This is a genomic window from Acinetobacter sp. Lyrl_1 (genome assembly GCF_051948795.1).
GTDB classification, from domain to species: domain Bacteria; phylum Pseudomonadota; class Gammaproteobacteria; order Pseudomonadales; family Moraxellaceae; genus Acinetobacter; species Acinetobacter towneri.
On record NZ_JAYJLK010000015.1, the window covers coordinates 1 to 11,591 of the forward strand.

Genomic DNA, 11,591 nt, shown 5'->3' on the forward strand with positions numbered 1-11,591 from the left:
ACTTAATCATTTTAGATGCACAAAAAAACCAGCAAATTTGCTGGTTTTTTTGTAGATGTTCATCACTTATTTGATTTTCGCTTTCGATTTCAAATATTGCGTATAGTCATCTAGCTCTTGTTGAGCACGTAATTGTTGATACAACTGCGCTAACTCTTTCAGTTGCTCAGGCGTTAAAGCATTCGATGTAGTATCGTTTACATTTGATACAGCTACCACCACCAATTCATTTGGTATAGATGCTGTTGTTACTGACCACATACCATCTTTAGGCGCAAGCACACTAAATGCAGCACGTTCAATTTCACGCTTTAACAAACCATCTGCACGGGTGAATGTGCCTGCATTTTCAAAACGGATCTGGTTTTTCGCCAAAACGGTCGCTGCAGGTTGAGTTTTAAAGGCATCCAATGCAGCTTGAATATCTTTTTTCGCTGCATCAAAGGCTTTTTTCTCAATCAGTTTAGCTTTTACGCGGGGTGTTGCTTCTTCTAAAGTTTGCACACCTCCGGCATGGTAATTACGCACTTTCACCCATACCACATCGCCATTGGCTAAAGTAATGTTACTCGATGCGTTGCGATCGCCATTTTTCACATCATCATTAAACAATTTAACTTTGACAGATGGCTGGCTTAAAACAGGATGCTGCGCCGCCAAAGTTAAACCATTAACAGATTCGACTTTGGCCGTTTTCACTTCTTCTGCCACAACATCTAAAGCATCACTACTCACCACCAATTCATTTAAGCTGTTGATGGTATCGGTATACGCATTTTCAGTTTTGGCTTTTTGCAACTCTGCCATTAAACGTGCTTTTTGAGTTTCAAACGCAGGGACTTGAACTGTAGCACCTTCTGTTTGAATCACATGATAGCCATATTGAGTTTTAATCGGCTGTGATACTTCACCAGATTTTAAGCTACCCACGGCTTTGTCAAAGGCATCGCCAAATACGCCTGCTTCATAACCTGCAACCTCACCACCTTTGGCTTTAGACTCAGGATCATCCGAATACTTTTGTGCAGCTGCAGTAAAGCTTGTACCTTGCTTAATTTCAGTTGCGGCTTGCTCTGCAAGTTTTTTAGCTGCGGCATCATCACGCGCATCGGTGGTGATTAAAATATGTTTCACTGTCGGTACAGCAGCACCTTTTTGAGTTTCGACAAACTTTTGATAAGCCTGTTGTAACTCTGCGTCAGTGACAGCCGTATTTGCAGGTGCAATATTGGCTGGAGTCACCACAATGTAATCGACATCAACGCTAGCAACCTGTTTAAAGGCATTGGCGTGCTGTTCATAATACGCAGCAATCTCTTGTGCATTTGTGGTGATGTTTTTCTTGTAGTCATCTAACTTAATGCTAGATAAATGCAAAGTACGTTGCTGGGTTTGTAAATTGGCAATTTGCTGAATATCAGACGGGCTAACTAAAGCATAATCGGTAAAGCTAGCACTCAGCATTTTTAACGCATGGTCTTGGCGTAAATTTGCCACAAGCGCCTGATTGGTCATGCCTACAGATTGCAGATAGTTCGCATACAAGCTTTCAGAAAACTTGCCATCTTGTTGGAAATTCGGTTGCTGTGCAATCATTTGTTCAATTTGTGCATCGCTCAAAGAAATCCCTAATTTCTCAGCTTGTTGTAATAACAAGGTACGTGCAACCAACGTATCTTTGGCTTTGTTTTGAATATAATTTTGATTCAATAGTGTTTCATCACCATTGGTATAGGCCAAGTATTGTTCTTTCAAGGAATTGGTCAGATTATCTAATTCTCGTTTTGAAATTTGCTGACCATTAACTGTTTGTGCAGTGTCTTCAGACTGACCTCCACTAAAATATCCTTCAATACCTACAAGTGCTAAAGGGGTCAAGAACAAGACGAGCAAAACTTTGCCCAACCAACCCTTAATAACTTTACGAAAAGATTCCATAAGTATTCCAATATTTTATTTGTGCGAGATTTTAACTGAAAACCCTCAACGAATGAATGCGTTGAAGCCGTTTATTGACATTATTAATAAAAAACGCGCCAATTGGCGCGCTTTCTTGGTATTTTAAAAGATTATGCTACTGAATCTTTTAAACCTTTACCCGCTTTAAAGCTTGGTACTTTGCTTGCTTTAATTTCAAGTGTAGCACCTGTTTGTGGGTTACGACCTGTGCGAGCAGCACGCTCTTTCACATTAAATGTACCAAAACCAACGAGGGTTACAGTATCACCCGCTTTAAGCGCTTCAGTAATAGAAGCAATTGTTGCGTCTAAGGCCTTACCTGCATCAGTCTTAGACAATCCCCCTTTCTCTGCAATTGCATCGATTAATTCTGATTTATTCATGAAAATTACGTCCTCTTAATATCGTTTATTTAAGGTCCAGAGATTTAATTTAAATTACCGTAACGCCTTTATAGCAATGCTTTGAGGGTAAAAGCAATACTCCTTGCACGCTTTTATGCAAAATAAATGGTAAAAACGATGGAACTGTTAGCCTCTATTCAGTTTTGCCCTAAAATACCCGATGTATAATAAAGCAACATCCTTTAAGCCCCCTTTCCACAGAATTACTTTTTCGCAACATCTTCTTTTAATTGTTTATTTTCTTCAATCAACGCATCGACTTTGGCATGTAGTTGCAGTACCAATTGCTCCAAATGTTGTAGGTCTTTTGCTGTCACCAAGCCAATTCTATTTAAAGAATGATTGACGCTATGGTCAATTAAACGCTCAACTTTATCTTTAGTATCAATGACCGACTCTTTGGCTTTTTCAGACACTTTTTCAACTGTTTGATCGGCAATTTCTGTAGTTTTAGATTCTAATTCCTCACCCACCTTGACCAGAGAGTCAAACAATTTATTGCCTTCTTCTTCTGCGCGTGAAAATGCACCTAAACCTGCTAGCCAAATTTGCTTGGTATATTTACGAAAATCGAGTGATGATTTACGTCCTGAGCGTAATTTATCTTTATTTTTCAATGTGGTTTCTGATTCAAGCAAATGCTCTTCTACGCTATCCGTCGTTTTTTCCATGAACCTCTCTCCTGCTTATTTTATGCGCACATAAATGTAATAAACCTACAAAATGCTTTCATAATAGCAAATTAAATACTTGATCGTTTTGCTAAACTGTTCTACAAAGCAAGATTATTCGCTGCGCTTCTTAGAATGTATTCTCAACGAAGCGCAAAACAAGGAATTCAACTTTAGATTTAGGGACTTTATTTTATGAGTGATTCGCAACAAAGACAAAGTAATCCACATTTGTTGCTGACCATGCTCATGATTGTGCTGGAAACAATTTTTAGCTTTATTCTAAAACATGATCGTGTGGTCGCTTTGCAGGCTAAAAAGTTTGTCGACCAGAAAATCACCATTAAAATTAATAGCTATATTCCTTATTTCGACATTTACGTGGAATTCAATCCAAACGGCATCTTATTTGACAGCAAAGCACCTGAACAAGCTGTCGATTTAGATGTGCGCACCACCCTCATAGATTTATTTAAAATCTTTATTTTAGGTAATCGTCGCAGTATTAAACACATGCGTATAGATGGTGACATTACCCTTAAAGATGAGTTTCGTGATCTAATTTTGCATTTTAGTGCACCCAAAGTTTTAGCTGACTGGAAACAATGGCTGAAAGAAGCACCGCAAGAACAAGAAGTGATTGGTTCTAAAAAGCGCATTGCCCCACTTTTAGACAAAATTGATGAACAACGCTCTAAGATCAACACCCTACAAGTTGAGCTTAAACAGCATAAAAACCGTATTCGTCGGATTGAACGTCGTCAAAAGCGCATTAACATCGTCTTTGGTGTAATAACAGTACTATTAATTACGTTATTAGTGTATAATTTATGGATCGTTTAAACGCATTAAAATATCAAGAAAAACAGCGTAAATCCTCGCGCACAATATCACAATAAAATACTTGACTAATTTAGTCGGGATTCATAGAATACCCATATCTAGTCTAATCATGTGTATCGAATCATGCGCTTAACAACTCGCGGTCGCTACGCAGTGACTGCTCTACTTGATTTAGCTTTGCAGCCAACTGAACAAACGATCACGCTTGCTGAAATTGCAGCCCGTCAAACTATTTCTGTTGCTTATCTTGAGCAGTTATTCGCAAAACTTAAGCGCCACGGCTTAGTGTCTAGTGTTCGCGGTGCTAACGGTGGTTACCATTTAGCACGTAGTGCAAATGAAATCACTGTGCTAGAAATCATTGAAGCCGTAAACGAAACTGTTGATGCAACGCGTTGCGACCATAAAGGCAACTGTCAAAATGGTGCAATGTGCTTGACTCACGACTTATGGCAGGAACTCTCCCATCATATTGCCGACTATCTCGCTAAAATCTCACTTGCTGATTTAGTTGCGCGTGACAACGTACAAACTGTTGCCATTCGCCAGAACACAGCACCGTTTGATTCAGCTCTGTTATCGGTTACAGGTATTTGACATGAAACGTCCAATTTATCTTGACTACGCAGCAACCACTCCTGTAGATCCTCAAGTTGCAGAACGCATGATGGAGTGCCTGACTTTTGATGGGACTTTCGGTAATGCCGCTTCTCGTTCGCACGCTTATGGCTGGCAAGCAGAAGAAAAAGTTGAATATGCACGTGAACAAGTTGCGAACTTGATCAAAGCAGACCCACGTGAAATCGTGTGGACTTCTGGTGCAACAGAATCAGATAACCTTGCACTAAAAGGCGTAGCACAATTCTATTCGTCTAAAGGCAAACACATTATTACCTCTAAAATTGAACACAAAGCCATTTTAGATACCTGCCGTGAGCTTGAATCTGAAGGTTTTGAAATCACGTACTTAGAGCCACAACCACAAACAGGTTTAATTACACCTGAAATGGTTGAAGCGGCAATTCGTCCAGACACAATTTTAGTGTCGTTGATGATGGTCAATAACGAAATTGGTACGATTACCGATGTCGCTGCAATTGGCGAAATCACCCGTGCCAAAAAAATCTTCTTCCACGTTGATGCTGCGCAAGCTGCAGGTAAGGTAGAAATTGATTTATCTACCTTAAAAGTAGACTTAATGAGCTTCTCTGCACACAAAATCTATGGCCCTAAAGGTATTGGTGCGCTATTTGTACGCCGCAGTCCACGCGTACGCTTAAAAGCACAAATGCATGGTGGCGGTCATGAGCGTGGCATGCGTTCAGGCACACTTGCAACCCACCAAATTGTAGGTATGGGCGAAGCATTTGAACTTGCAGGCAAAAACTTGGCTTCTGAACAAGCCCGTTTACGTGTATTGCGCGACAAACTTTGGAATGGCTTGAACACCATGGAACAAGTTTTCCTGAATGGTCACCCAACACTAAACGTAGCCAACTATTTAAACGTCAGCTTCAACTTTGTTGAAGGTGAATCTTTAATGATGTCTCTTAAAGATGCTGCGGTATCTTCAGGTTCTGCGTGTACTTCAGCGACTTTAGAGCCATCTTATGTATTACGTGCACTAGGTCTTTCAGACGAACTTGCACACAGCTCAATTCGTTTCAGTTTTGGTAAATACACCACTGAAGAAGATATTGATCATGTCCTAACTGTGACTAAAGCTGCTGTTGAAAAGTTACGTGAACTTTCACCGCTTTGGGATATGTATAAAGAAGGGATTGACCTTTCTAAAGTAGAATGGACTGAACACTAATTCATCCCAAATCTAATGGCTTTGACAGGAAGCCATTAGATTGATAAAGGTAATTTCACCCCCATATTTATATTAAGGCTGACCCCGAGGTTTGGAGAAGCGACATGGCTTATAGCGATAAAGTAATTGATCATTACGAAAACCCTCGTAATGTTGGCGTTTTAGACAAAAATGCTGAAAACGTTGGTACAGGTATGGTGGGCGCACCTGCATGTGGCGATGTAATGCGTCTGCAAATTCAAGTGAATGACGAAGGCGTGATTGAAGAAGCACGTTTCAAAACTTATGGTTGTGGTTCTGCCATTGCTTCAAGTTCTTTGGTTACTGAGTGGCTTAAAGGTAAAACTTTAGATGAAGCACAAGCGATCAAGAACATTGATATTGCTACCGAACTTGCCCTTCCACCAGTGAAAGTACACTGCTCTGTATTGGCAGAAGATGCAATTAAAGCTGCTGTAGAAGACTATCGCAGCAAAAAGACCAAAGCTTAATTTGCTAAGTTTTGTGGAAAAACAAACGGAGTTTTCATGATCAATTTAACTGAAAATGCTGCAACTCATATCAGCAATTACTTAAAGAATCGCGGTAAGGGTCAAGGTATTCGCGTTGGTGTGAAAACTTCAGGCTGTTCTGGTTTGGCTTATGTACTCGAATTTGTAGATGAAGTCGATACGCACGACCAAATGTTTGAACAGTTTGGTGTTAAAGTTTTCGTTGATCCGAAAAGCCTAGTTTACCTAGATGGCATGGAAATGGACTATGTCAAAAATGGTTTAAACGAAGGTTTCGAGTTTAACAACCCCAATAAAAAAGGTGAATGTGGCTGCGGTGAATCGTTCACGGTATAACGCCACCTCCCTCTTTTTAGCTTAAAACAGTGTACAATACACTGTTTTAATTGCATTTATGCAGCCAATTTTGCACACTAATCGCGGATTCCATCTCCCATGAATCATTTTGAGTTGTTTAATCTTCCTGTTGCACTCGATATTGATTTCGCTACTTTAAAAGCTGAATTTTTAAAGCTACAGCAGCAATATCACCCCGACAAAGCCGAAGACAAAGATCAAGCCTTGATTAAATCTAGTAAAATTAATCAGGCGTTTAAACAACTCTCTGCGGTAGACAGTCGTGCTGCATATTTACTCTCATTGAAAAAGCAAGATTATCATCTCGATCAATCCATCCATGACTTTGAATTTTTACAAGATGCCTTGGAAATTCGTGAGCAATTGGATGATGCCAACTGTGCCGATGACTTACAGTCATTAAAGGTTGAAGTACAACAATGGGTTGATGGCTTAGTCCGTGAATTTAAAATTGACTATGCCGAAGAAGATTGGGCAGAAGCGCGTGACACTGTGCGTAAATTACGCTTTTTCATGAAAGTTATGGCTGACCTAGACAAAGCTGAAGATCGTTTCCTTGATGATGACAGTTTTGATTTAGACGATGATTTTTAATTTTAGTTTGTATTTTAATATTTAACGGGCAAAGGATTTTACATAATGGCGCTCTTGCAAATTGCAGAACCAGGTCAATCAAGTGCACCGCATGAACATCGCATTGCGATTGGCATTGACTTAGGCACCACTCATTCATTGGTTGCCACAGTTCTTTCTGGTAAAGCCAAAGTCTTGCATGATGAGCAAGGTCGCGTGCTACTGCCTTCTATCGTCCATTATGCAGAGCAAAATACACATTATGGCAATGCTGCTGCGCCATTTATTACTACAGACCCTAAAAACACGATTGTTTCAGTCAAGCGTTTTATGGGTCGTTCTAAAGCGGACATTAAATTTCAACATCCATACACGTTAGTGGGTGAAGACAATCAAATGCCTGCTTTTGAAACAGCTCAAGGCCGTAAAACACCTGTTGAAATTTCGGCAGAATTACTTAAACAACTCAAAGACCGCGCAGAAGCCAGCTTACAAAACCCTGTAAATGGTGCAGTGATTACTGTTCCTGCTTATTTTGATGAAGCTCAACGCCAAGCCACACGTGACGCTGCCGAGCTTGCAGGTTTAAAAGTATTGCGTTTATTGAATGAACCGACTGCAGCAGCGGTTGCCTACGGTTTAGATCAAGACACCAACTTGGCTCAAGACCGTAACTATGTGATTTACGACTTGGGCGGTGGTACGTTTGACGTTTCTATTTTACGTTTCTCTCAAGGTGTTTTTGAAGTTTTAGCCACAGGCGGCCACACTGCTTTAGGTGGTGATGACTTAGATCGTCTGATTGTAAAATGGGCAAAAAAACAGCTGAATATTGAAAGTTTAGATGATGCAGAATATGCACACTTTATTGTGTCTGCACGTAAAGCCAAAGAAGCGCTCAGCAATGCAGAAAGTGTTGAATTAAAACTGTTAGAGCACACGCTGCAATTAGACCGCGCAAACTTTGAAAGTATTATTCAGGTTGCTTTAGATAAAACCATTAGTGTATGCAAACGTGTATTACGCGATGCCAAACTTGACCTAGATGACATTCAAAATGTAGTTTTAGTTGGTGGTTCAACACGTTCTTATGCCGTGCAAAAAACTGTTCGTGAAGTATTTAATCAAGAACCATTATGCACAATTAACCCAGATGAAGTGGTTGCAATTGGTGCATCAATTACCGCCAATCAACTAATTGGTAACAGCAAAGATGGTTCGTTGCTATTAGACGTTACCCCACTGTCTTTGGGTTTAGAAACCATGGGCGGTTTGGTGGAACGCTTAATTTCACGCAATACTGCAATTCCTGTAGCACGTCGCCAAGAATTTACCACTTATCAAGATGGCCAAACTGCCATGTTGATTCATGTGGTACAAGGTGAGCGTGATTTGGTAGAACATTGTCGTAGCTTAGGTCGTTTTGTGCTACACGGTATTCCACCAATGACTGCTGGTCAGGCACGCATTGAAGTTACGTTCCAAGTCGATGCTGATGGCTTGCTCAGTGTTTCTGCTAAAGAAACCACTTCTGGTGTGACTGCAAATATCGACATCAAGCCATCTTATGGTTTATCTGAAGCAGATACCGAGCGTTTGCTGCTAGATGGTTTCAAATATGCAGAAGAAGACAAGCAATTGCGTCATTTGCATGAAACCAAAGTTGAAGCACAACGTGAACTTGAAGCTTTACAACAAGCCTTAAAAGTAGATGCACAACTATTAAGCCCAGAACAATTAGAAGCTTTAAATACTGCCAAAGCGCAGTTGGAAGCCGAATTGACTGGACAAGACATTAAAGCCATTGAACATGCTGTTGAACAGCTTAAAATACACAGTGATGCTTTTGCTGCAATTCGTATGAATCAACATATTGATGCAGCACTTAAAGGCACTAAACTCGACGACTGGTCAAACTCAAACTAATTTAAGGTAAAGATTATGCCACGTATTAAAGTACTTCCACATGCGCAATTCTGCCCAGAAGGTGCTGAGTTTGAAGTCGAACAAAATGCCAACTTATGCGAAAGCTTACTTGAAAATGGCATTAAAATTGAACATGCTTGCGATATGTCTTGTGCATGTACCACTTGCCACGTTGTTGTTCGTAAAGGCTTTGACAGCCTAGAAGAAATGGATGATGTTGAAGCTGACTTATTAGACCGTGCTTGGGGTTTAGAGCCTGATTCACGCTTATCTTGTCAGGTTAAAGTGGTCAATGAAGACTTGGAAGTCGAAATTCCAAAATACACCATTAACCATGCTTCAGAAAATCATTAATCATAAAATGATGCTAATTCTAAAAAACTGCGCTACGGCGCAGTTTTTTTATTGCACAACTTTAGATTTAAAATTTTTGAGGATTTAAAAGTTAAACGAGATCTACATTATAAGAAAAATTTTAGTGTTTTTCAGGAATATGAGTTTTGGCAATTTCTTCAACAGGTGGATGTTCAATCACTTCATCTTCAAGATTAAGTTTTACAATGCCCTGTGAGTTGGTCAGCTTTTGCTGCGTTTGAATTCTTTTAATCATTTTTTCTAATACGGTAATTAGCTCAGGATATTCAAAATTCTGCACTTCATCCAAATTAAGCAACAAATGAAAACCTTTATATTCGTAGTCAAACCAACGCTGATAATCCGACTTGCTGGCCGCATATTTTTCCATCACTTGCCAAGTTTTTACAGGACCTTGAATCCCCTTTAAAAAGATCGGTGCTTTCGGAGCACACAAATAATCATTTTTAATCAGTTTATAAGTGTCATCTGAAAGTAAAATTTCATCAACTTCGGCCGCACTTTGCAAACGCGCAGCTAAGTTAGCATCACGCCCAACAATGGTATATGCCATCCGATGTGCTGCACCGTAGTTCCCAACGTGGCAATATCCTGTACTGATACCCATACGAATATGTAAAGGCGGATAGCCCATTTTGACCCAACGTTCGCGTAACAATTTCATTTGCTGACGCATCGCAATAGCCATCTCTACACAAGTTTTAGCATCTTGTTCAACACCTTGCGTATTTGGATCACCAAAGAAAATTAAAATCGCATCACCCATAAACTTATCCACCGTCGCTTCATATTGCTTGGCAATTTCGGTCATGTGGCTTAAATAATCATTGAGCAGGAATGCTAAATCATCTGGAATTAGTGTTTCAGAAAGTTCAGTAAAGCCTTGAATATCAGAAAAGAAAATCGTCATTTTTTTACGTTTATATTCAATTTTCGCTTCCGACTCACCTTTCATAATCGATTGCCACAACTGCAAAGGTGCATAGCGACTAAGCTGATTCGCAAATTCCATATAGCGGTTCATTTGTGTGTAGTAATGGTCTTTCTTTGCCGTGGTATAGCGGATACGACGTGCCTGATAGGCACTGCCCATGCCAAAGTAAAAGATCATACATAAAAAGGCTAAAATCGTAAGTTCGGTACTGCTTTGTTCAAAATATTCGTTAAAACCAAAAATAAAAATATTACAAAAATAAAAAACTGTGACCGCCAATAAGGATGCCAATGCCACCAAAAAGAAAGAAACTTTAATATAAATGGCGGTATATAGCAGCGCAAATAAAGCGGCAAAAGTAAGTACCAAATTCAGATGTACCGCAGACAAACATACTGCGACTACCACAATATCAATAATAAACAGGATATTACGCTTGGCTTGATGACTATATTTATATTGCAGCCAACGCGAAAATTTAGGAATTATCAGTAATAAAAAAGTAAGAAAAAACGGAAGGTAAATTTGATAATTGGTATCGGCGTAGGTGTAGTGATAGACCACCATAATCAGGGATAAACTTGCATACCCGACTAAACGATGCAGAAATTCGAATTGTTTGGGATCTCTTTCCATCCAATTGTACATGAACACCGCGGCCTACTCCAATCTAGGATTAAAAAGCCACGCATCCTGCGTGGCAATTCATTTCAATTAATCCATTCGCCAGTCAAATGGCATATCGCCTTGACCACGCAGAGCAAGCATCAAGGTTTGACGCATGTGAGCCAAAACTTCATTGCTGTATGGTACAGCTGGCGTACCCCAAACTGGTTTAGGCCAAGCCACATCATTTTGATAACGCACGACGTGATGAAAATGCAATTGTGGAACCATATTACCTAAAGCCGCCACATTCATTTTATCGGCACGGAATACACGTGATAATTGGCTAGATAACCAGCTAGATTCACGTAAAAATTGTTCTTGGTCTGCCTGGCTTAATTCGTATAGTTCTGTAACCCCTGGCACACGTGGAATTAGAATTAACCAAGGGAATTGCATATCATTCATTAAACGACATGTTGACAGAGGAAAGTCGCCTACAAAAAAAGTATCTTGAGCAAGTTGTGGATGCAAACTAAACATATCTTTATAAATGACGCAAATTGTAATGATGGGTAATACTATCACATCCCTAGTGAACTGAGTATGATTCCC

The 11,591-nt window shown here is 39.8% G+C and carries 13 protein-coding genes; 8 read left to right on the forward strand and 5 right to left on the reverse strand.

Features of this window, described 5'->3' with window-relative positions:
- Positions 1-66 precede the first annotated feature (66 nt).
- The 3 genes from VF675_RS06660 to VF675_RS06670 form a co-directional block, all read right to left on the reverse strand.
- Positions 67-1,938, reverse strand: a complete 1,872-nt coding sequence (locus tag VF675_RS06660) for a SurA N-terminal domain-containing protein (RefSeq protein WP_440204980.1) — start codon at positions 1,936-1,938, stop codon at positions 67-69.
- Positions 1,939-2,069: 131 nt separating this feature from the next.
- Positions 2,070-2,342 (reverse strand): HU family DNA-binding protein, encoded by a 273-nt coding sequence (locus VF675_RS06665; protein ID WP_004976639.1) that lies wholly within the window; start codon positions 2,340-2,342, stop codon positions 2,070-2,072.
- A gap of 224 nt (positions 2,343-2,566) precedes the next feature.
- Positions 2,567-3,034 (reverse strand): phasin family protein, encoded by a 468-nt coding sequence (locus tag VF675_RS06670; RefSeq protein ID WP_004976642.1) that lies wholly within the window; start codon positions 3,032-3,034, stop codon positions 2,567-2,569.
- 195 nt (positions 3,035-3,229) lie between these two features.
- On the opposite strand from VF675_RS06670, the gene VF675_RS06675 reads away from it, so the two are divergent.
- From VF675_RS06675 to fdx, 8 genes are all read left to right on the forward strand, one after another.
- A complete protein-coding gene (locus VF675_RS06675) occupies positions 3,230-3,877 on the forward strand; it encodes a hypothetical protein (protein ID WP_004976643.1) in 648 nt (215 codons plus the stop codon).
- 123 nt (positions 3,878-4,000) lie between these two features.
- The gene (locus VF675_RS06680; protein ID WP_004976645.1) at positions 4,001-4,474 is read left to right on the forward strand and encodes an Rrf2 family transcriptional regulator; all 474 of its coding nucleotides are present in this window, start codon (positions 4,001-4,003) and stop codon (positions 4,472-4,474) included.
- Between the two features lies 1 nt (position 4,475).
- Positions 4,476-5,693 (forward strand): IscS subfamily cysteine desulfurase, encoded by a 1,218-nt coding sequence (locus tag VF675_RS06685; RefSeq protein WP_004976647.1) that lies wholly within the window; start codon positions 4,476-4,478, stop codon positions 5,691-5,693.
- 104 nt (positions 5,694-5,797) lie between these two features.
- On the forward strand, positions 5,798-6,184 hold the full coding sequence (iscU, locus tag VF675_RS06690; protein WP_004976649.1) for a Fe-S cluster assembly scaffold IscU: 387 nt from the start codon (positions 5,798-5,800) through the stop codon (positions 6,182-6,184).
- Positions 6,185-6,220: 36 nt separating this feature from the next.
- Positions 6,221-6,541 carry an iron-sulfur cluster assembly protein IscA gene (gene iscA / locus VF675_RS06695; RefSeq protein WP_004976650.1) on the forward strand — a complete coding sequence of 107 codons (321 nt, stop codon included), beginning with the start codon at positions 6,221-6,223 and terminating at the stop codon, positions 6,539-6,541.
- Positions 6,542-6,640: 99 nt separating this feature from the next.
- Positions 6,641-7,156, forward strand: coding sequence for a Fe-S protein assembly co-chaperone HscB (gene hscB, locus VF675_RS06700; protein ID WP_004976652.1), 516 nt, complete (start codon positions 6,641-6,643; stop codon positions 7,154-7,156).
- A gap of 45 nt (positions 7,157-7,201) precedes the next feature.
- Positions 7,202-9,061: a Fe-S protein assembly chaperone HscA gene (gene hscA / locus VF675_RS06705; protein ID WP_440204981.1), complete on the forward strand. Its 1,860-nt coding sequence runs from the start codon at positions 7,202-7,204 to the stop codon at positions 9,059-9,061.
- Positions 9,062-9,076: 15 nt separating this feature from the next.
- Positions 9,077-9,415, forward strand: a complete 339-nt coding sequence (gene fdx / locus VF675_RS06710) for an ISC system 2Fe-2S type ferredoxin (RefSeq protein ID WP_004976656.1) — start codon at positions 9,077-9,079, stop codon at positions 9,413-9,415.
- 121 nt (positions 9,416-9,536) lie between these two features.
- Here the strand turns inward: fdx and VF675_RS06715 are convergent, their stop codons facing one another.
- Together VF675_RS06715 and VF675_RS06720 are read right to left on the reverse strand one after the other, a co-directional pair.
- Positions 9,537-11,018 (reverse strand): adenylate/guanylate cyclase domain-containing protein, encoded by a 1,482-nt coding sequence (locus tag VF675_RS06715; protein WP_004976658.1) that lies wholly within the window; start codon positions 11,016-11,018, stop codon positions 9,537-9,539.
- A 66-nt stretch (positions 11,019-11,084) separates the two neighbouring features.
- On the reverse strand, positions 11,085-11,519 hold the full coding sequence (locus VF675_RS06720) for an HIT domain-containing protein (RefSeq protein WP_004976660.1): 435 nt from the start codon (positions 11,517-11,519) through the stop codon (positions 11,085-11,087).
- Positions 11,520-11,591 lie beyond the last annotated feature (72 nt).